Source organism: Rhizobium sp. T1470 (genome assembly GCF_042140505.1).
GTDB classification, from domain to species: Bacteria; Pseudomonadota; Alphaproteobacteria; order Rhizobiales; family Rhizobiaceae; genus Rhizobium; species Rhizobium favelukesii.
The window spans coordinates 738,359-757,823 of record NZ_CP148092.1 but is presented as its reverse complement, the minus strand read 5'-3'; the positions used below and the strand labels follow the sequence as shown (position 1 = coordinate 757,823).

17 protein-coding genes and 1 pseudogene are annotated in these 19,465 nt (G+C 60.4%); 6 read left to right on the top strand and 12 right to left on the bottom strand.

From position 1 onward, the window contains the following. Window positions 1-3 precede the first annotated feature (3 nt). From WGT02_RS24820 to WGT02_RS24800, 5 genes are all read right to left on the bottom strand, one after another. Window positions 4-987, bottom strand: a complete 984-nt coding sequence (locus WGT02_RS24820) for a DMT family transporter (RefSeq protein WP_024316628.1) — start codon at window positions 985-987, stop codon at window positions 4-6. A gap of 74 nt (window positions 988-1,061) precedes the next feature. Beyond that, entirely contained in the window at window positions 1,062-2,585 is a 1,524-nt protein-coding gene (gene ppx, locus WGT02_RS24815) for an exopolyphosphatase (protein WP_024318594.1), read from the bottom strand. Window positions 2,586-2,597: 12 nt separating this feature from the next. Beyond that, entirely contained in the window at window positions 2,598-4,802 is a 2,205-nt protein-coding gene (locus WGT02_RS24810) for an RNA degradosome polyphosphate kinase (protein ID WP_024318595.1), read from the bottom strand. A 64-nt stretch (window positions 4,803-4,866) separates the two neighbouring features. After that, on the bottom strand, window positions 4,867-5,580 hold the full coding sequence (hdaA, locus tag WGT02_RS24805) for a DnaA regulatory inactivator HdaA (protein ID WP_024318596.1): 714 nt from the start codon (window positions 5,578-5,580) through the stop codon (window positions 4,867-4,869). Continuing rightward, window positions 5,577-6,698, bottom strand: coding sequence for an AI-2E family transporter (locus tag WGT02_RS24800; RefSeq protein ID WP_208247204.1), 1,122 nt, complete (start codon window positions 6,696-6,698; stop codon window positions 5,577-5,579). The genes hdaA and WGT02_RS24800 overlap by 4 nt, the downstream gene beginning before the upstream one ends. 245 nt (window positions 6,699-6,943) lie before the next feature. On the opposite strand from WGT02_RS24800, the gene purM reads away from it, so the two are divergent. Together purM and purN are read left to right on the top strand one after the other, a co-directional pair. Beyond that, the gene (gene purM / locus WGT02_RS24795) at window positions 6,944-8,017 is read left to right on the top strand and encodes a phosphoribosylformylglycinamidine cyclo-ligase (RefSeq protein WP_208247202.1); all 1,074 of its coding nucleotides are present in this window, start codon (window positions 6,944-6,946) and stop codon (window positions 8,015-8,017) included. Then, a complete protein-coding gene (gene purN / locus WGT02_RS24790; RefSeq protein ID WP_208247200.1) occupies window positions 8,014-8,688 on the top strand; it encodes a phosphoribosylglycinamide formyltransferase in 675 nt (224 codons plus the stop codon). The genes purM and purN overlap by 4 nt, the downstream gene beginning before the upstream one ends. 3 nt (window positions 8,689-8,691) lie before the next feature. Here purN and WGT02_RS24785 read toward each other — a convergent pair whose 3' ends face one another. Further along, window positions 8,692-9,855 (bottom strand): alpha-D-ribose 1-methylphosphonate 5-triphosphate diphosphatase, encoded by a 1,164-nt coding sequence (locus WGT02_RS24785; RefSeq protein WP_208247198.1) that lies wholly within the window; start codon window positions 9,853-9,855, stop codon window positions 8,692-8,694. 380 nt (window positions 9,856-10,235) lie between these two features. Between WGT02_RS24785 and WGT02_RS24780 the strand changes: the two genes are divergently transcribed. Beyond that, entirely contained in the window at window positions 10,236-10,637 is a 402-nt protein-coding gene (locus tag WGT02_RS24780) for a type II toxin-antitoxin system VapC family toxin (RefSeq protein WP_024318601.1), read from the top strand. Here the strand turns inward: WGT02_RS24780 and WGT02_RS24775 are convergent. Next, window positions 10,634-11,227, bottom strand: a complete 594-nt coding sequence (locus WGT02_RS24775) for an NUDIX domain-containing protein (RefSeq protein ID WP_024318602.1) — start codon at window positions 11,225-11,227, stop codon at window positions 10,634-10,636. The genes WGT02_RS24780 and WGT02_RS24775 overlap by 4 nt on opposite strands. Beyond that, window positions 11,224-13,362 (bottom strand): molybdopterin-dependent oxidoreductase, encoded by a 2,139-nt coding sequence (locus WGT02_RS24770; RefSeq protein WP_208247195.1) that lies wholly within the window; start codon window positions 13,360-13,362, stop codon window positions 11,224-11,226. Before WGT02_RS24770 ends, WGT02_RS24775 begins: the two co-directional genes overlap by 4 nt. A gap of 83 nt (window positions 13,363-13,445) precedes the next feature. On the opposite strand from WGT02_RS24770, the gene WGT02_RS24765 reads away from it, so the two are divergent. Further along, a complete protein-coding gene (locus WGT02_RS24765; protein WP_024318604.1) occupies window positions 13,446-14,315 on the top strand; it encodes a 23S rRNA (adenine(2030)-N(6))-methyltransferase RlmJ in 870 nt (289 codons plus the stop codon). 58 nt (window positions 14,316-14,373) lie between these two features. Beyond that, window positions 14,374-14,970, top strand: coding sequence for a glutathione S-transferase (locus WGT02_RS24760; protein WP_024318605.1), 597 nt, complete (start codon window positions 14,374-14,376; stop codon window positions 14,968-14,970). Here WGT02_RS24760 and WGT02_RS24755 read toward each other — a convergent pair. After that, on the bottom strand, window positions 14,961-15,866 hold the full coding sequence (locus WGT02_RS24755; RefSeq protein ID WP_208247194.1) for a LysR family transcriptional regulator: 906 nt from the start codon (window positions 15,864-15,866) through the stop codon (window positions 14,961-14,963). The genes WGT02_RS24760 and WGT02_RS24755 overlap by 10 nt on opposite strands. A gap of 113 nt (window positions 15,867-15,979) precedes the next feature. On the opposite strand from WGT02_RS24755, the pseudogene WGT02_RS24750 reads away from it, so the two are divergent. After that, window positions 15,980-16,444 (top strand): annotated as a pseudogene (locus WGT02_RS24750) (SDR family NAD(P)-dependent oxidoreductase); the annotation flags it as partial. A gap of 103 nt (window positions 16,445-16,547) precedes the next feature. Here the strand turns inward: WGT02_RS24750 and WGT02_RS24745 are convergent. Genes WGT02_RS24745 through WGT02_RS24735 form a run of 3 tightly spaced genes read right to left on the bottom strand, consistent with a single transcriptional unit; the run spans window position 16,548 to window position 19,445 of the window. Next, complete coding sequence (locus WGT02_RS24745) at window positions 16,548-17,684, bottom strand: ABC transporter ATP-binding protein (RefSeq protein ID WP_208247188.1); 1,137 nt, start codon at window positions 17,682-17,684, stop codon at window positions 16,548-16,550. 25 nt (window positions 17,685-17,709) lie between these two features. Then, on the bottom strand, window positions 17,710-18,561 hold the full coding sequence (locus WGT02_RS24740) for a carbohydrate ABC transporter permease (protein ID WP_208247186.1): 852 nt from the start codon (window positions 18,559-18,561) through the stop codon (window positions 17,710-17,712). Further along, on the bottom strand, window positions 18,561-19,445 hold the full coding sequence (locus WGT02_RS24735; RefSeq protein ID WP_208247184.1) for a carbohydrate ABC transporter permease: 885 nt from the start codon (window positions 19,443-19,445) through the stop codon (window positions 18,561-18,563). The genes WGT02_RS24740 and WGT02_RS24735 overlap by 1 nt, the downstream gene beginning before the upstream one ends. Between the last annotated feature and the right edge of the window lie 20 nt (window positions 19,446-19,465).

Below are 19,465 nucleotides of genomic sequence, written 5' to 3'. Positions count from 1 at the left end.
TTCTCAAACGGACTCTTCGGCCGTTGCCGCCTCCGCCTTGGCCTTGGGCTTCAGCAGGATGATGAGAAGCAGGCCGGCGACGATGAGCGCGGCACCTTCGAGGTGATAGGGTTGCAACTGCTCGCCGAGGATCAGATAGGCGAGCACAGCTATGAAGATCGTCTGGATGTAGAGGAGCACGCCCGCCCGCGCCGCGCCCAGAGCCTCGATGCTCCGATTGAAGAGGTAATACATAACCGCTCCGCCGGGGATCGCGACGTAGGCGAGCGCGACGAGCCCGCTGCTGTTGAGCGTCGAGCGTTCGTCAGAGAGAAGCTCAAAGAGATAGAAGGGCAGCGCCGTCAGCACCGCCGCGCCGAGAAGCAGCACCAGGAGTGCAAGACGATTCACATCGAATTTCGCCCGGCGGAGCAGGACGGTATAGACGCTGAAACAAAATGCGCCGGCGACGATCCACAGTTCGCCGGGATTGAAGTCGAGACGCATCAGCGCGGCCGGGCTGCCCTTGAGGATGATGACCACGATCCCGAGAAAGGCCAAGATCGATCCGATTACCTGCCAGCCTCCCATCGACTCAGCCAGAATCAAACGGGCAAGGATCATGGTGATGATCGGGATCAGGGCGATGATAATGCCGGCGGTGGTGGCGTCGGCATGCTCGAGGCCGACAAAGATCATGCCCTGGCAGATCGCGAGTCCCATGCCGCCGATGGCAAGCAGTTCGAGGGGGCGAGCCCGCACCAGGGCGACCATATCGCCGAAATGCCGACGCACGATCGGCATCAGGATCGCCCAGGCGATCAGCACTCGCCAGAAGCAGAGCGCCCAGGGCGGCATCTCGGAAGAGACCCATTTCGCGGCGATATAGACGCCGGCTGACAGCAGCCAGCAGACAACCCCCACGGAATAGGCGGCGGCAAGCGAATTGCCCGCCGCCTGTTCCGTCCCGACTGTGTCGCGATGGACCGCCAAGACATGTATCGCCATGGCTCAGTTATGCCACAGTTCCCGTGAGCTGCACAGATGACGGCGGCAGCACTGGGCTTGTTAGGAACCGAACGCTATTCGAAGCGGAAGGCCAAGCGCTTGTTGGTCAGCTTGGAAAGCTGTTGCAAGCGGCCTTCGAGGCGCTCGCCGGCAAAGTCGTGATATTCCGCCGGAACCACGAACTCCAAGTCAAGATCGGGTTTGGACGATTTCTGGAAGGTGAGATTGCGCACGACGCCGGGCATGGATGCCGAAAAGAGATAGACGACACGCAGCATGCCGCCGAGCAGCTTGGCGCGCTCGATAAATCGCGGCGTGGCGATGGTGGCGAGAGGACCCGTCGCACCGTCGTCATACGGCCCTTCGAACCTGTAGTAGTTCGTCAGCGCAATGAAGGCGCGGCCGGGGTGGCTGATGCCGACAAAGGACGAGTGAGCAATGATGTTCAGCGCCTGCAGGCCACGGTAATCGGGATGCGCGCGCCAGCTGATGTCGGCAAGCAGGCACGCCGCCTGGCGATAGCGCGCCTCCTCCTCCGTCTCGGCGATGCCGAAATAGGGCATCATGCGGCCTGTCCAGTCCGCCAGCTCTCTGGCGTGTTCCGGCGAACGCGCGCGCAAAATGGCGAGTTCGCCAGCCGCGGCCAGCAGCGGATCGCTGCGGCGCTCGCTCTCGGAAAGCAATGAATAGAGGTAGCCTTCGCGCACGCCCTGCCCCGAGAACGAGATAACAGAGGGCTTCATCGCGCTCAGGACTTCCTTCATGGCAACCGCACCGAACGGAAGCAGCGCGCGGCGATGCTTGGAGACCGCCATCCACGCAGGATCCTTCGAGTCCTTGGCAATCTCCACCTGATCGAGGAATTGAATCATCGCCTCGAGCGAAACCTCGTAGCCCTGCATCATGTGCAGCGGATACTGCGTCATCTCCATATGCAGTTTGGCAATATTTCGCCAAGTGCCCCCGACCGCATAGAAGGTGCGCCCATTTCCCTTCGCCAGCAGTTTGGAACTTGTTCTCACATGCTTGCGAGCAAAGGTTCGGGCCTTCTCCAGCGAGCCGCCTGCATATTCCGACAGGCGAAGGCCACCGAGCGGCAAGGTGACCCCCTTGCCGATTTCCTTGCCCTTGATGTCAATGAGTTCGAGTGAACCGCCGCCCAGGTCTCCAGCAATACCGTCCGGCTCATAGAAGCCGCTGACAATGCCGAGGGCGGAGAACTTCGCCTCTTCTTCACCGGAAAGAACGCGGACCTTACGCTGAAGGATTGTTTCCGCTTTGTGGATAAAATCCGGTCCGTTCGATGCTTCGCGGGCAGCCGCAGTCGCCAGCACGAACATGGTGGCAGCGCGCGCCTGATCGGATAATGCCTTGAACCGATGCAAGGCAGCCAGTGCCCGCCCGACGCTCGCCTCATCCATCTTGCCGGTCAGTGCGATTCCTCGGCCGAGACCACAGAGCACCTTTTCGTTGAAAAGGATCGTCGGCGAGCGGGACATGCCTTCATAGATGACCACACGGATCGAGTTCGACCCGATATCGACCACGGAGACCGGGGCTATCCCTGGAAGGCGCCCCTGGGCTTCTGATTCAACCATGCAGGTCCAATATTACTTGTTGTTTCGGCCGGAAAGCAGGCCGGCGATCAGCTTGGGCGCACTGGATTTCAAGGCTTCGCCACGGCCGGACAGGCTGGGGTTGGTCATGAAATACTGCTGCGCGTTGAACGGCTCTTCGCCCTTGCGCACTTCCATGCGCCTGGACGTACCGTCGGGCAATATCTCGTAGCTTTGCTGATTGTCAATGATATTGCCGAGCATAATCTGTGAGAGAACCTGCTCGTGAACCGTCGGATTGGTCAGTGGGACGAGCGTTTCGACACGGCGATCGAGGTTGCGCGGCATCATGTCCGCCGAGCCGATATAAACCAGCGCCTTGTCGGATGGCAGCCCGTGACCATTGCCGAAGCAGAAGATGCGGCTGTGCTCCAGGAAGCGTCCGACGATCGACTTCACCCGGATATTTTCCGACAGGCCGGGCACTTGTGGGCGCAGGCAGCAGATGCCTCGAATGACAAGATCAATCTCGACGCCGGCGCGGCTTGCCGTGTAAAGCGCGTCGATGATCTCGGGGTCGACGAGCGAATTCATCTTCATCCAGATCGCCGCCGGCGCGCCGTTCTTGGCGTGCTTGATTTCTTCCTCGATGTGGCGAACGATGCGCGAACGCAGCGTGTACGGAGAAACCGCCAGTTTCATGCTCTCTTCCGGCTCGCCGTAGCCAGTGATGAAGTTGAAGATATTTGCCATGTCGTGCGCGATCACCGGATTGCAGGTGAAGAACGACAGGTCGGTATAGATCTTCGCGGTGACCGGATGATAGTTACCGGTGCCGAGATGGCAGTAGCTGCGAAGCTTACCCTCTTCGCGGCGGACGACCAGCGACATCTTGGCGTGTGTTTTCAACTCGATGAAGCCGAAGACGACCTGTACGCCAGCGCGCTCCAGGTCGCGCGCCCAGCGGATATTGGCCTCTTCGTCAAAGCGGGCTTTCAGCTCCACCAAGGCCGTAACGGACTTGCCGGATTCGGCCGCGTCGATCAGCGCACGGACGATCGGGCTGTCGTTCGACGTGCGGTAGAGGGTCTGTTTTATCGCCAGGACGTCAGGATCACGTGCAGCCTGGAGCAGAAACTGGACCACCACGTCGAACGATTCGTAGGGATGGTGAACCACCATGTCCTTTTCGCGGATGGCAGCGAAGCAGTCGCCGGCGTGCTCTCGGACACGTTCGGGAAATCGCGCATTGTAGGACGGAAATCGAAGATCCTCACGCGGCGCCTTGGTGATTTCGGATAGCGTGTTCAACGCCAGCAGGCCTGGCAGGACCGCGACTCGATTTTCCGGAACGCTGAGGGCCTGAACGACGAACTGGCGCAACGACGCCGGCATCTCGGAATCGGTCTCGATGCGAATCACCGATCCGCGGCGGCGGCGCTTCAGCGCGGTTTCGAAAAAGCGCACGAGGTCTTCGGCTTCTTCCTCGACTTCGATATCGCTGTCGCGGATGATCCGGAACGTACCTGAGCCCTGCACCTCGTAGCCGGGATAGAGGCGGTGAATGAAGACGTTGGTAACATCCTCAAGGGTGATGTAGCGGATCGTGTTGCGATCGTCCGGCAGGCGCACGAAGCGGTCGAGCGCCGGCGGCAGGCGCAGCAGCGCCGTCATCGGATCGCGGCCGTTCTTGCTGACGAGCTGCAGACCGATCGAGAAGCCGAGGTTCGGAATGAAGGGGAACGGGTGCGCCGGGTCGATCGACAGCGGCGTCAACACCGGGAAGATCGCTTGTTCGAATTCCGTCGCCAGCCACGCGCGATCGGGCTCGCTCAGTGCCCCGGGACGGACGATCAGGATATCTTCCTTGGCGAGATACTGCTGGAGAACGGCAAGCGATGCCTGCTGCTCCATCTGCAGATTGTCGATCTCCTGGAGGATGGCGTCGAGTTGCTCGGCAGGCGTCTTGCCGTCGGGCGTGCGCACAACGATGTTCTGGCGCACCTGCCCCTCAAGCCCGGCAACGCGCACCATGAAGAATTCGTCGAGGTTTGCCGCAGAGATCGACAGGAAACGGACTCGCTCAAGCAGCGGATGCTCGGTGTTCAGCGTTTCCTCGAGAACACGGCGATTGAACTGCAACCATGAGAACTCGCGGTTGATGAAGCGCTCGGGGCTGGCGAGCAGTTCTTCCAGCGATGGCACAGTCTCCTTGGTTTCCGGAGTAGGTTCGTGATGCTCCGCGACTGCGCTATCCATGGTCTGATTGTCCCGTTTCATTCGCCAAGCGAATTATATCAGTTTCACGACGGATCTGTGACAGTCAATCTGACGGTTCAGAATTACCCAATTCATTCAATACTTCAGCGGCAAGAGTTCGGGTAAGCTTCGTGCCCCGAGAGAGGGCAAGCCGGTCCAGCCTGTCAACGATCGTCTGGGCCGCATTCAGCGACCGTTCCATCCGATTAACGATATAGAGCACCAGTTTGTCATCAATATAAATCTGGCGGTCTGCAAACAGCTTCACAATGACCTTTGACAGCAGTTCCTCGTCCGGCTCGCCGATCTCGACGACCGTCGCCGCCTTCAGGCGCGAGCGCAGATCCGGCAGTTCTACCGGCCAGGACATCGGCCATAGGCGGCTTGTCATCAGAAGACTGTGACCGTTTTCCCGCACGCTGTTGATCACATGGAAAAGTTCGTTGTCGTCGAAGCCACGCCGGTCGACATCCTCGAACAGCACCGGACCATTGGCGGCATCGACCGCCGCGTTGGCGCCCGCCTTCGGATAGATTGCGACGGCGCCGCTATGATCTTTCCAGATGTTCGCCAGATGCGATTTTCCGGAGCCGACAGGCCCGGCGAGGATGACGACGCGCGAAGGCCAATGCGGCCAGGCATCGACGATCGACACGGCCGCTGCGAGCCGTGCGGAGATCAACAGGTCGTCACGCCCCGTTGCAGCATCGTGCGAAAATGCCAAGGGAAGCTGTTCGACGGCATTGCGCCTTGGACCAGCGTTTTTCACATCAGTCATTTGGGGTCAGCTTTTGTCTTGCCGACCTGGCCATTCTTCGACCCGCCGGCATAGAGATCGCTCTCAAGGTAGCGTGAAAGCGCAAAACGGACAAGCACGCCGACCGCGGCAGCCGCCGGCACGGCAACCAGCAGACCAACAAAGCCGAACAACGCGCCGAAGGCAAAGAGCGCAAACATCAACCAAACAGGATGCAGCCCGACGCTGTGTCCCACCAGCTTCGGCTGCAGGATGTTGCCCTCCATGAACTGACCGCTGAAGAAGACGGCGAGCACCGCGCCGACCCAGATGTAGTCGGGCCAGAACTGGACGATGGCAACGCCGACGGCAAGAACGAGACCCACCAGCGAGCCCACATAGGGAATGAAGCTTATCATGCCCGCGAACAGACCGATCAGCAGACCGAAGTTCAAGCCGACCAGCGACAGGCCAACGGCATACCAGATGCCCAAGATGAGGCAGAGCGAACCCTGCCCCCGGATGAAGCCGGCAATGGCCTGATCGATTTCGCGCATGATCTGGTGGACATTGGCCACGTAGTCGCGCGGAATGTACTGATCGACCTTGGCGATCATGCGGTCCCAATCAAGCAGCATGTAGAACGCCACAACGGGCGTGACGATCATCAGCGAGATCACGTTGACGACGGCAAGGCCGGAGCTCCAGACCTGACCGAAAAGCCCTGTCAGTAGCCCGAATCCTTGTGAGAGGATTTCAGAGAAATTGCTCTTGATCGTGCCAAGTTGGTTCCTCAGCCAGTCCGGCATGAGGGAATTCTGCGACTTTGTAACGAATGTCTGCAACTGATCGATGTAGCCCGGCAGGCGACCGGCAAAATCGCTGAACTGGCTCGCCAAAACCGGTATCAGGATCATCAAGGCCAGGACGATGACGACGATGAAGGCGATCAAGATGACGATCGTTGCCATCAAGCGGCTAAGACCGAGGCGCTCCAATCTGTCAGCAATGGGATCGAGGAAATAGGCCAGCGCCATCCCCGCGAGGAATGGCAGCAGGATCGAGCTGAAGACAAAAAGGAAGGTGATAAAGAAGGCGAGCACGGCCAGCCAGAAGATGACTTGGCGCTTCAGACCTGCCCCGCTAATCTGCTGTGGCATCACATTCCCCGCTGATCTGCCGTCTCGATTTTTAGCATCATCTCGATGCAACCTTCGAGCACATAGGATGTGGGTGAGAGAATGGTCAACCCCACCGCTAAGAATCCAGATGACCTGCGTCAAAAGAGCGGGAAATTGGGGCTTTCTCCATGCAATCCCTTGCATAAACGCCCCTGTCATGCAATTGCGACCCGCATATTGAGGCGGTGACATTTCCCGCCCGAAGACAGCCATCGGAGAGCAGCATGAGCCAGTCTGGAAAAAACGGCCTGACCTATAGCGACGCAGGCGTCGACATCGATGCCGGAAACCTTCTGGTGGAGAAGATCAAGCCCGCCGTGCGCTCGACGCGCCGCCCGGGCGCAGACGGCGAGATCGGCGGCTTCGGCGGCCTGTTCGACCTCAAGGCAGCAGGGTTCACGGATCCGGTTCTCGTTGCCGCCAATGACGGCGTCGGCACCAAGCTGAAGATCGCGATCGACGCCGATTATCACGACACCGTCGGCATCGACCTCGTCGCCATGTGCGTCAACGATCTGGTCGTCCAGGGCGCCGAGCCGCTGTTCTTCCTTGATTATTTTGCCACGGGCAAGCTTGACCCCGACCAGGGCGTGGCGATCGTCGAAGGCATTGCTGCTGGCTGCCGCGACGCAGGCTGCGCGCTGATCGGCGGCGAGACGGCTGAAATGCCGGGCATGTATTCTTCCGGCGACTACGATCTTGCAGGCTTTGCCGTCGGCGCAGCCGAGCGCGGCCAACTGCTGCCCTCCGGCGACATTGCCGAAGGCGACGTGATCCTCGGCCTCGCTTCCTCGGGCGTTCACTCCAACGGTTTTTCGCTTGTGCGCAAGATCGTCGGGATATCGGGCCTCGCCTTCGATGCGCCGGCTCCGTTCGCAGACGACAAGAGCCTCGGCGAAGCGCTGCTGACGCCGACGCGCATCTATGTTAAGCCACTCCTGAAGGCGATCCGCGAAACGAAAGCCATCAAGGCACTGGCGCACATCACAGGCGGCGGCTTCCCGGAGAATATCCCGCGTGTCCTGCCGAAGCACCTCGCAGCCGAGATCGATCTGGCGGCCGTCAAGGTTCCGCCGGTCTTCTCCTGGCTCGCCAAGACAGGCGGCGTCGAGGCCAACGAAATGCTGCGCACCTTCAACTGCGGGATCGGCATGATCGCGGTCGTTTCGGCTGAGAACGTCGCAACCGTTGTCGCCGCCCTCGAAGCCGAAGGCGAGACGGTCGTGAAGCTGGGCCGCATGATCACCCGTGCCGAGGGTGCGGCCGGCACGCTCTACCAGGGTACGCTCGCCATATGACGACGCCGCGCAAACGCGCCGTCGTCTTCATCTCCGGCGGCGGTTCCAACATGATGGCGCTCGTCGCCGCTGCCAAGGCTGTCGACTATCCGGCAGAAATCGTCGGCGTCATCTCCGACAAGGCCGATGCCGGCGGGCTTGCCAAGGCGGCGGCCGAGGGCATCCCGTCATTCGCCTTCGTGCGCAAGGACTACGCCAGCAAGGAAGCGCACGAGGAGGCGATCTTTGCCGCGCTCGATCGGCTGTCTCCCGACATCCTCTGCCTTGCCGGATACATGCGGCTGCTGAGCGGCGTATTCATCCAGCGTTACGAGGGCCGGATGATCAACATCCACCCGTCGCTGCTTCCGCTCTTCCCCGGCCTGCATACCCATCAGCGGGCAATCGATGCCGGTATGCGGATCGCCGGCTGCACCGTGCACTTCGTCACCGAAGGCATGGATGAGGGACCGGTTATCGGCCAGGCCGCCGTGCCGATCCTTTCAGGCGACAGTGCCGAAAGCCTGGCAGCGCGCGTGCTCACCGTCGAGCACCAGCTCTACCCGCAAGCGCTGCGGCTCTTGGCCGAGAGCAAGGTGAAGATGGAAGGCGGCAAGGCCGTCAGCACCGACGCTGCCACAGCGCCGGCGGAACGCAGCAGCGTTATCTCGCTCATTGGCGAGGGTGCCTGAGCCTCAGGCAGCAAGCGCCCGCGGTTGGTGCAGCGTGCCATCGCTGTAGACGAAACGGCCCCTGCGGAATGTGGCGCGGATGCGGTGCACGTCACCAGCCTCGACAACCACGAGATCCGCCTGCTGCCCGACGGTAATCTCGCCACGATCCAGAAGACCGGCCGAACGTGCCGCATTGCGCGTCGCCATGGCGACGGCATAGGGCAGGCTCGTGCGATCGGCGATCTTGAAGATGCCAGGCACGAAGGCGGCGGGATGGTAATCGGCGGCGATAACCGTCAGCAAGCCGGCGGCTGCGGCGTCCAGTGCGCTGAGATTGCCGGACATCGATTGTCCGCGCAGGGCATTCGGTGCACCCATCAGCGTCCATAGACCACGACGACGCGCCTCTTCAGCCGCAGGAAGCGTCACCGGAAATTCGCTGATCGTGACGCCGAGATCGTGCATCTGCGCGACCTTCTCGGCGCTGTCGTCATCGTGGGAGGCGAGCGACAGCTTGTGTCTCAAGGCAAGATCGACGACTTGCTTCAGCTTGATCTCGATGTCCGGATTGCTGCGCATCTCGATGCGCTTCGTGACCATCTCGGCGGCCATCTCCTCGGAAATGGCGCGGCGTTCGGCAATGCTCAAGATGTAGCTTTCGATGTTGTTGTACTGCCCCTGCCCCGGCGTGTGGTCGGTCAGCGAAACCATGTCTACATGACTGGAATCGAGCAACTTCTCCAGCGCCGGCGCGGCGCCGAGATTGGTGATCTCGTAGCGCGCATGAACACGGTGATCGATCAGCAGGTTGTCCTTGAGCCGATTGATGCCCTCGATGACGGCCGAGGTGGTCTCGAGCGAGCGGACATGCCCATAAACGCTCTCTGTCGCGAAGGAGACCGCCGCAAAGGCCGTCGTGACGCCTGCCGCAGCAAGCTTCTTGTCCAGTTCATGAATGCTGAAATCGATCGGCATCGGCGCATTCGGGCGCGGCGCAATTTCGCGCTCCACCATGTCGCCGTGAAGATCGACAAAGCCCGGCATCAACAGACGTCCGCCGCCATCGATAGCGGCGTTGGCGACCAGCTCCGGCCGAACTTCGGCAATCACACCGTCCTCGACGCGCACCGAGCCGTGGCTGACGATCTCGTCTGGAAGGACAAGAGTAAAGTTGCTGAGCCACATGGGTCTTCTCCGGGAGGGTGACTATGACAGGCGGAGCGCATAGCGCTGATTCATGACATCGGTGTGAACGCAAAGACAAGTTGGTCATGTGGTTGACCAACTTCACACCTAGAACCAACCTGCGAAGTCTAAGGGATCAGAAAATGCCAATCAAAGTTAAAGTTGCAGAGGCGAAAACGCGCCTGTCGGAACTCCTAACCCAAGTCGAGGCGGCCAGGAGATTGAGATTTCGCGCGGCAGCGTTCCTGTGGCCGGCCGAGCAAGATCGATGACCGCAATGAGCGCGCCCAGGCCATCCGCCTCCTTCGTATCGAGCGCGCCGAGCGCGCCAAGGCGAGCGCGGCGGAAATTCAGCGATGGCGCCTCGAAGGGCGGCGCTGATGCCGTTTGTCGTCGACGCGTCCATCGCTGCTGCATGGCTGCTACCGGACGAGGAAAATGTCGAGGCGGAAGCGGCGCTGTCTCTCCTGGAGATCGATGACGCCGTTGTGCCGGATCTCTTTTGGCATGAAATGCGCAATATTCTGTTGGTAGCAGAGCGCAAACGCCGGATCGGCAGCGAGGATATTCTGGCCTGTCTTGTGCGCCTGGAAAGCTTGCCCCTGCGAACAATGTTCGACGATGATCACCAAACAATCATTAGGCTCGCGAGAAAACATCAATTGTCAGGCTATGATGCCGCCTATCTTGCTCATGCTTTGAAACAGGCTGTACCCGCAACAATCGACGCGAAGCCAAAGCTAGATGCCGACGCGGAACATTTGCGGCCGATTTCGCTTTAGCTCAACAACTCGCGGTTTAACATCGCCCACTGCAGCAGTATGATCGTCTTTGCGTCGGCGATCTCGCCCTGCTCGACCATCGCTATCGCCTTGCCGAGCGGCACTTGCAGAACTTCGATATCCTCATGCTCCGCGGCAAGCCCACCGCCGTTCGATACGCGATCGGTCGTATCGATCGATGCGGCGAAAAAATGCAGCAGTTCCATGCTCGAGCCCGGCGAGCTGTAAGCCTTGAAGAGAAAGCGCACGTCGCGGACGCGGAAGCCGGTCTCTTCCATGGCTTCCCGGCGAATCGCGGTCTCTGGCTCGTCGCCGTCGAGCAGCCCCGCCGGCGTCTCGATGATCCACGCCGGCTCATCGTGAAGGTAGACCGGCAGCCGGAACTGCCGGACCAGGACGACCGTGCCCCGCTTGGGATCGTAGAGCAGGATCGTCGCTGCCGGCGTGCGATGGTAGACCTCGCGCTTCAGCCTATGGGTCTCGCCGTCGGAATCCGTGTAGTCGATCTGGTAGCCGCTGAGGCGTGTCCAACCGTTCGAGAGCGTCTTTTCGTCGACGATCTCGACTTTTGCCTTTTCGAACTTCGTCATGCGGCATCCCTGCGAAGCCAGACCTTGTTGTCGTGAATCGCCGCACCGCCATATGGCGCGACAGGATCGGCTCCGGTCAGCACGTTGACGCCTTCGCCGTCGACATGCGCCTTATTCGGCCAGAGGCCTTCGGCGATCAGTACGCCCGGCTTAACCTCGTCGGTGATGCGCACGTGGATGCGCAGGTCGCCGCGGCTGTTACCGATCCGCACCAGGTCGCCATGCTCGATGGCGCCCGCGGCAGCGTCAGCCGGATTCATCATCAGCTCCGGTCGTCCTTCCTTCTGGCGCGAAGTCTTTGTCTCGGAGAAGCTCGAATTCAGGAAGTTGCGCGCCGGCGACGTCGCCAGGCGGAACGGATGCTCGACATCCGCCACTTCGATGACGTCCACCTGATCCGGGAACGGCGGCAGTTGCTCGTGCGGGCCGAGCGCACCAACGGCAGCCGGCGGCTTGTTCGGTGCGGGACCGTTGACCCAGTCGGGCCGGAAATGGAATTTACCATCCGGATGTGCGAAGCCGTTGAGGAAGTGCGCGTCCTCGAAAGCTGGCTGGCGATCGAACCATTTGTGCTCGAGGAAATGATCGTAGCCTGGCAGGTTGCTGGCTTCGAGAACCCGATCGACCATGTCGCGTGCGGTGAAGCCAAAGCCGGGGCGGTCGTCGACGCCGAGACGCTTTGCCAACTCCTCGATCACGAACAGGTTCGTTCGCACGCTCGGCGGCGGCTCGACCAACTTGGGACCGAGGAGGATGTGGTTCTGGCCGCCGGCGCGATAGATGTCGTCATGCTCGACGAACATCGTCGCCGGGATGACGATATCGGCCATCTCGGCCGTTTCCGTCATGAACTGCTCGTGCACCGCGACGAAGAGATCGTCGCGGGCAAAGCCGCGCTTCACCAGCCGCTGCTCGGGGGCGATGTTCACAGGGTTGGTGTTCTGGATCAGCATGGCTGTTACGGGTCCGCGCTGGCGCAGCGCCACCGCATCGCCGGTCAGTGCACGGCCGATCTGCGACTGGTCGATCATGCGGATATCGGCATCCATCATCGACTTGCCAGTCAATTCCGCATTGTTCATGCGGAAGATATCGCTGTTCGAATGGAAGGCCCCGCCGCCCTCATATTGCCAGGAGCCCAGGACGGTGGCGATGGAGGCGGCTGCGTGCATGGCGACCGCGCCGTTGCGCTGGCGGGTAAAGCCATAGCCAAGACGGAAATAGGTCTTCTTCGTCGTGCCTAAAAGCCGTGCGAAGGCCTCGATCTCATCGACGGACAGACCAGTGATGGCGGCAGCCCATTCCGGCGTCTTGGTTTTCAGATGCGTTTCCAGGCCGCCTGGATCGTCGGCATATTTGGCCATGTAGTGGCGATCTGCGTAGCCGTCGCGGAAGGCGACATGCATTGCCGCACAGGCAAGTGCCGCGTCCGTGCCCGGCTTGACGATCAGCGCCATGTCGGCCTGCTTCATCGTCGGATTGTCGTAGATATCGATGGCAACGATCTTGGCGCCGCGCTCCTTGCGGGACTTGATGGCGTGGGTCATCACGTTGACCTGCGTGGACACTGCGTTTGTGCCCCAGATCACGACGCAATCGGTGCGGCCCATCTCGCGGGGATCAGGTCCGCGCAGTGTCCCCGTCGCCATGGTGAAGCCGGTCCAGGCCGGATTGGTGCAGATCGACGAGAAGAAACCCGAGTAGCGCTTGGCGTGACGCAGGCGATCGATCGAGTCGCGCTGCACCCAGCCCATCGTGCCGGCGTAGTAATAGGGCCAGATCGCCTCGCTGCCGTCCCTGGCTTCGGCTTTGACGAACGCTTCGGCGATTTCGTCCAGCGCATCGTCCCAGGAGATCTGCTGCCACTGCCCTGCCCCCTTGGCGCCCGTTCGGCGCAGTGGGTGCATCAGCCGGTCGGGATGATAGAGACGCTCGGCATAGCGTGCAACCTTCGCGCAGATGACGCCTGAGGTGTAGCTATGGTCGTTTGCGCCGCGCACACGACCGATGCGACCGTCCTGGTTGATTTCCACCTCCAGCGCGCAGGTGGAGGGACAGTCGTGCGGACAGGCGGTGTGACCGAGCCTGACGTTCGACTTGGCGGATTTGGCGTGAATGGGGGTCGCAATATTCATAGGTTTTCTATATTCGAACCGGCAACCGGCCAAAAGCCACAAATGACGCCGATCAGGCGAATTCATCACGGGCATCAGCGAAAATGAACTACCGCCACATCTACCACGCGGGCAATTTTGCCGATGTGCTCAAACACGCCGTTCTGGCGCGGCTGATCCGCTACCTTCAGAAAAAGGACGCGGCCTTCCGCGTGCTCGATACCCATGCGGGTATCGGGCTTTACGATTTGTCGTCCGAGGAGGCCCAAAAGACCGGCGAATGGCGCGATGGCATCGGCAAGCTCCTGGAGGCGGGCCTCGCTCCGCAGGTCGCGGAACTGCTGGAGCCTTACCTTTCCGCCGTCCGCGAGTTGAACCCGGAGGACGGCATCCGCTTCTATCCTGGCTCTCCGAAGCTTTCGCGCATGCTGTTTCGCCCGCAGGACAGGCTTTCCGCCATGGAGCTGCATCCCGAGGATTTCGCGCGGCTGCATCGGCTCTTCGAGGGCGATCATCATGCACGCATCACCGAGCTTGACGGCTGGCTGTCGCTCGGCGCGCATCTGCCGCCGAAGGAAAAGCGCGGCATCGTTCTCGTCGATCCGCCTTTCGAGGAGGACGGCGAATACGAACGGCTGGTGGATGGTTTGGCGAAGGCCTACCGCCGTTTCCCCGGCGGCACCTATTGCCTTTGGTATCCGCTGAAGAAGGGCGCGCCGATCAAGGAATTCCATGAGGCACTACAGGCCCTCGATATTTCGAAGATGCTCTGCGCCGAACTCAGCGTGCGCAGCGATCGCGGCATCACAGGGCTGACCGGCTCCGGACTGATCGTCGTCAATCCGCCGTTTACACTGAAGGACGAACTGCACGTGTTGCTTCCTGTGCTCAAGGACCACCTCGCACAGGACCGATACGCCTCGCATCGCGCGTTCTGGCTACGCGGCGAAAGCAAGGCGGCAAAGGATGGTTGACCGACTCTTGCCGGCGCGAAATAGTCGCGCCGAAACATCACCATATGGAAAAGCGACCATGAAGATCCTTTGCGCACCGACGTCTCCCTATTCCAGCAAGGTACGTATGGCCGCGCGCTACCTGGAACTCGATGCCATTGAAATCCGGGTGGATACCAACGCCGGTCCGGCACTCCTGGTCGATAACAATCCGCTCGGCAAAATCCCGACGCTGCTGACCGACGACGGGCTGTCGATCTTCGACAGCGTCGCCATCATGCACTATTTCGACCGGCTGAAAGGCAAGAAGCTCTACCCCTCCAAGAACGGCAAACGGACGGAGGCGGAAATCCTCGAGGCGCTATGCGATGGCATTTGCGATTGCCTGCTGGCAATCGTCTACGAGCGACGCTTCCGTGACGAAGAAAAGGTGCACCAACCCTGGATCGACCGCCAGTGGAAGAAGGCAGTCAGTGGCCTGAACCATCTCAGCGTGCACCTGCCGAACATCGGCAGGCGGCTGCACGGCGGCCACTTCGCGCTCGCAGCGACGCTCGGTTACCTCGATCTGCGTTTCGAGGGACAGTGGGAAACCGACCATTCAGAACTCATCGGCTGGCGCCGCGAATTCGAAAAGAAATTCGCCGCCTACAACGAATTGAAGCCTCAAACCTGAGCCGGGGCTCTGTCGACCTTCACGAAATCCACGAAGGCGCGCAGCGCCGTCGGCAACTGCCGGCGGCTCGGATAATAGAGGAAAAAGCCCGGATAGAAGGGGCACCAGTCTTCCAACACGGGTATCAGCCTGCCATCGGCCACCGCCCTTTGGACCTGCTCCTCAAAAAGATATCCGAGACCGCAACCGTGCAGCACGGCATCTAGGATGATGTCCTGATCGCCCAACGTCAGAGAGCCTGCAACCTCGATCTCCAGTTCGATCCCGCCGCGTTCGAACTCCCATCGATAGAACGCGCCTGCGGCAAAGCGGTAGCGTATGCATTCGTGATCGCGCAGGTCATGCGGCGTCACCGGCTTGCCCCTGTTCTCGAAATAGCTTGGCGCAGCAACCACCGCGAAACGATGGCGCGGACCGATCGGCACGGCGATCATATCGGCGGCTACGCTTTCACCAAACCTTACACCGGCGTCGAAGCCCGATGACACCATGTCGACGAGCGCGTCGTCGATGACGATCTCGACCTCGACGGAGGGATAGGCCTTCAGGAAGCGGGAAACGATGGGCAACAGAACAAGCCTGGTGGAAGCTCGCGCCGCATTGATGCGCAGCTTGCCATACGGTTGGCCGCGAAAGCTGTTGAGGTCTTCAAGTGCCGCGTCGATGTCGAGGAATGCCGGGCGGATGCGGTCGAACAGCCGCTCGCCGGCCTCGGTCAAGGCCACCCCGCGGGTCGTCCGGTGGACCAGGCGAACCTCCAGCCGCTCTTCGATCGCCCTTAATGCATGGCTGAGGGCGGAGGCTGTGACACCCAGTTCGACGGATGCCTTCCGGAAGCTTCGGTGATTTGCGATCGCGAGGAAGATCGCCAGATCGGTGGAGCGCACACGCTTCATTGATGAATTTTTCTCAGTAAGTCGTTAAACACAGCGTAGATTCTCTCAACTATGCCAATACGCTACCTTCACTGCGCAGGCAAATCGCAGCGCAACGGACAAAGGAGATCGTCATGCGTGTTTGGTTCATCACAGGGGCATCGCGTGGTTTCGGCGCCCTCATCGCCCAAGAGGCCCTCGATGCAGGCGACGCCGTCGTCGCGACGGCGCGCAACCCGAGGGGCCTTGAGGAGAAGTTCGGCAATCATCGCAATCTGCTCGCCGTATCATTGGATGTGACCGATGAAGCCTCTGCGCACAAGGCAGCGGAAGCGGCCTTCAAGCGCTTCGGCCGGATCGACGTGCTGCTCAACAATGCCGGATTCGGCCTGCTTGGTGCCGTGGAAGAAGCGACCACGGAAGAGATCGGGAAGCTCTACGCCACGAACGTGTTTGGCCTCTTGAAGGTTACCCGCGCGGTGCTGCCGCACATGCGTCGCCAGCGCTCCGGGCACGTGCTCAACATCTCGTCCATCGGCGGCTACGAGTCCCATGCTGGTTGGGGGATCTATTGCTCGACCAAGTTCGCAGTCGAGGGCTCCGGATAGTGTGGAACGCCCAGGAGAAAGTCATCGAGATTGAGAGTGCGCCAAACCGAAAGCGGCGCAGGAGGGGTACGCTTCATGACTGTTTCATCCTTGCTTAGATTGTCGCGACGGCCTTGGGAGGGGTGATGGTTTTGCCGCCGGGCCCAAAAAGGTAGGCATCGGCTGGATCGAAGCCGACCGACACCAAGCGATCGTTTTGAAAGGGTCTGACGTCCGCGATCTGAACGGTGAAAACGGTCGTGCCGCTGTCCGATCCTGTCGTGACCAGTGGTCCGGCGTCGACGTAAACGATCGTTTCTCGTCCCAGATACTCGGTCAGACGCACGTTGCCAGGAAAGCGGATTTCGGCGAAGTCGTCGTCGAGCCGAAGCCGTTCGGGCCGAACACCGACCGTAACCGTATCGCCTACCGAAACCTTGTCGGTGAGACGGTCAAAAGCAAGCTCCAGTCCGCCGGCACCTGTAATCCGCGCACCCGATCCACTGGTTTCAGCCACCCGTCCCGCGACGAAGTTCATGCGGGGCGCTCCAAGGAAGCCAGCGACGAAGACGTTGTCGGGGTTGTTGTAGAGACTGAGCGGAGCGCCGACTTGTTCGATTGTGCCCTGATTGAGCACAACGATCCGGCTCGCCATTGTCATCGCTTCGACCTGGTCATGGGTGACGTAGATCATCGTTGATGCGAGCCGGGAGTGGAGCGTCGACAGCTCGACCCGCATTTGGGTGCGCAAGGCGGCGTCGAGATTGGAAAGAGGCTCGTCGAACAGGAATACGTCGGGCGAGCGTGTGATGGCACGGCCGATGGCAACACGCTGCCGCTGCCCGCCGGACAACTGCTTCGGCTTCTTCTCAAGTTGCTCTTCAAGTCGAAGAATTGTGGCGGCGCGGGCAACCGCGGCATCGATTTCGGTCTTCGGTCGCTTGGCCATTCTGAGGCCGAACCCCATGTTTTCGGCAACGCTCATGTGCGGGTAAAGCGCGTAGGACTGGAACACCATGGCAATGCCTCTGTCGCCAGGCTCCAGTCTGGTCACATCCCGTCCCCTGATCAGCAGCTTTCCCGAACTGGTCGTCTCAAGGCCGGCGATCGTCTTCAGCAAGGTCGACTTGCCGCATCCCGACGGCCCGACCATGACAACGAACTCACCTTCCTCGATGACCAGGTTGACGTCCCTAAGGGCATGGTAGCCCCCATAATGTTTCTCGATGTTGATAAGTTCGACACTGACCATCTTATGTATTCCTTGAGTTTTCGCCTCAGCCCTTGACCGCACCGACGGTCAGGCCAGCGATGAAGTGCCGCTGCATGAGGAAGAACATGACGACTGGAGGAATTGCGACCATGATCGTTGCCGCCGCTACCAGATTCCACGCCGACACCCACTCCCCTCGCAGATTGCTAAGGCCGGCTGTCACGGGCTTTACCGCATCGCTCTGCGTCAGCACGATTGCCCAGAAGTAATCGTTCCAGACAAAGGTGAATGTCAGGATCGCGAGTGCTGCCAACGCCGGTCGGATCAACGGGAGAACAACGTGCCAAAGTGTCTGCCATGGCGACGCGCCTTCTGCGCGGGCGGCTTGGAAAAGCTCGTCTGGAAGCGCGGCGATGAAGTTGCGCATGAAGAGTGTCGCGAAGCCCGTTTGAAAGGCCACGTGGAAAACAATGAGCGCGTAGTAGGTATCATAGAGTCCGATGGAGACCATCAAATCCCTGACCGGGATCATCATGATCTGGGCTGGAAGGAAGTTTCCCCCGACAAATAGCGCAAACATCAGATCCGCCCCGCGAAAGCGGTAGCGAGACAGCACGAAGCCTGTCAGCGTGGAGAGAACGAGTACGCCGCCCACCGACGGCAATGTCACGATCAGGCTGTTGAGGAAGTATCGCGCCATCGCGGTCTGCGTGAACACAGCCGTGTAGTTCTCAATGAAATTGAAGCTCCTTGGCCAACCCCAATAGTTGCCCGCCATCACTTCCTCGAATGATCGCAGCGACGTCGCCATGACTGCCAGCAGCGGGACGAGCCAGAGAGCGAGGATCAAAGCGACCATCGCACCATACGCGAACCGCCGAACCGGCACGTCTTCCGGTATGGACCTTGGGTACATCACAGTCCCTCCCTTTCCGGCCTGAGAAGCGTGCGTAAGTACCAGGTGATAAAGGCTGCCATGATCACGAAAAGTACCGTCGCGATCGCCGCGCCATAGCCGAAACGGTAGGAAAAGATTGACTGCTCGTACATCTGATATGCAAGGACGGTCGAGGAGCCGAACGGCCCTCCCGACGTCATCACCGCGACCATGTCGAATGACCGAAGCGCGCCGATCACCGTCACCGCCAAGGCGATGAAACTGACTTCGCGCAATTGGGGAAGAACGACATGAAACAGCATCGGCCAGCCCCGCGCACCGTCGACGCGCCCAGCCCCTATCAGGTCTTCGCTCAGATTGTTGAGGCCCGCCAGAAACAGGACGAGGCAGAAGGCCACCTGTGGCCACAAGGCCGCGACCACGACCGCGAAAGTCACGAAATGCTCGTCGGAAAGCAACGCGGGTGCGCTCGCCCCAAAGTATCCGAAGATAAGCGAGAGAAGTCCGAAGCTCGGGTCATAGACCCAAGTAAAGACAACGCCGACCGTAACAGATGCGAGCACCAGCGGCACAAAGAACAGGGATTTCATGATCCGCATGCCGCGGATAGGCTGGTTCAGGAGCAGCGCGAGCGCCAATCCGAGCGGTGGCGCCAGCATGAACATTGCGAGCCAGATGAGATTGTTCTTGAGCGATATGTAAAACTGCGGGTCATTCAGCAGCTGAACATAGTTGGCCAGACCGACCCATTGTTTTACGCCAACGCCGTCCCATTCAAACAACGACACCCAGATCGTCTCGATGGAAGCGACAATGATCACCACCCCAAACAACAGGGCACCCGGTGCGATGAACAATGTCGGCGTTATCCAATGTCGATGGCGTCGCCAGAGAGTGGACATTCAGGACTACTCCAGGAAAA

Excerpts from the sequence above, each read along its gene's own strand:
- WGT02_RS24800 (WP_208247204.1), bottom strand. The coding sequence starts at position 6,698 with ATGCCACAGCAGATTAGCGGGGCAGGTCTGAAGCGCCAAGTCATCTTC.
- WGT02_RS24745 (WP_208247188.1), bottom strand. The coding sequence starts at position 17,684 with ATGGTCAGTGTCGAACTTATCAACATCGAGAAACATTATGGGGGCTAC.
- WGT02_RS24765 (WP_024318604.1), top strand. The coding sequence starts at position 13,446 with ATGAACTACCGCCACATCTACCACGCGGGCAATTTTGCCGATGTGCTC.
- purM (WP_208247202.1), top strand. The coding sequence starts at position 6,944 with ATGAGCCAGTCTGGAAAAAACGGCCTGACCTATAGCGACGCAGGCGTC.
- WGT02_RS24770 (WP_208247195.1), bottom strand. The coding sequence starts at position 13,362 with ATGAATATTGCGACCCCCATTCACGCCAAATCCGCCAAGTCGAACGTC.
- WGT02_RS24760 (WP_024318605.1), top strand. The coding sequence starts at position 14,374 with ATGAAGATCCTTTGCGCACCGACGTCTCCCTATTCCAGCAAGGTACGT.
- ppx (WP_024318594.1), bottom strand. The coding sequence starts at position 2,585 with ATGGTTGAATCAGAAGCCCAGGGGCGCCTTCCAGGGATAGCCCCGGTC.
- WGT02_RS24775 (WP_024318602.1), bottom strand. The coding sequence starts at position 11,227 with ATGACGAAGTTCGAAAAGGCAAAAGTCGAGATCGTCGACGAAAAGACG.
- purN (WP_208247200.1), top strand. The coding sequence starts at position 8,014 with ATGACGACGCCGCGCAAACGCGCCGTCGTCTTCATCTCCGGCGGCGGT.
- WGT02_RS24820 (WP_024316628.1), bottom strand. The coding sequence starts at position 987 with ATGGCGATACATGTCTTGGCGGTCCATCGCGACACAGTCGGGACGGAA.
- WGT02_RS24780 (WP_024318601.1), top strand. The coding sequence starts at position 10,236 with ATGCCGTTTGTCGTCGACGCGTCCATCGCTGCTGCATGGCTGCTACCG.
- WGT02_RS24740 (WP_208247186.1), bottom strand. The coding sequence starts at position 18,561 with ATGTACCCAAGGTCCATACCGGAAGACGTGCCGGTTCGGCGGTTCGCG.
- hdaA (WP_024318596.1), bottom strand. The coding sequence starts at position 5,580 with ATGACTGATGTGAAAAACGCTGGTCCAAGGCGCAATGCCGTCGAACAG.
- WGT02_RS24785 (WP_208247198.1), bottom strand. The coding sequence starts at position 9,855 with ATGTGGCTCAGCAACTTTACTCTTGTCCTTCCAGACGAGATCGTCAGC.
- WGT02_RS24755 (WP_208247194.1), bottom strand. The coding sequence starts at position 15,866 with ATGAAGCGTGTGCGCTCCACCGATCTGGCGATCTTCCTCGCGATCGCA.
- WGT02_RS24735 (WP_208247184.1), bottom strand. The coding sequence starts at position 19,445 with ATGTCCACTCTCTGGCGACGCCATCGACATTGGATAACGCCGACATTG.
- WGT02_RS24810 (WP_024318595.1), bottom strand. The coding sequence starts at position 4,802 with ATGGATAGCGCAGTCGCGGAGCATCACGAACCTACTCCGGAAACCAAG.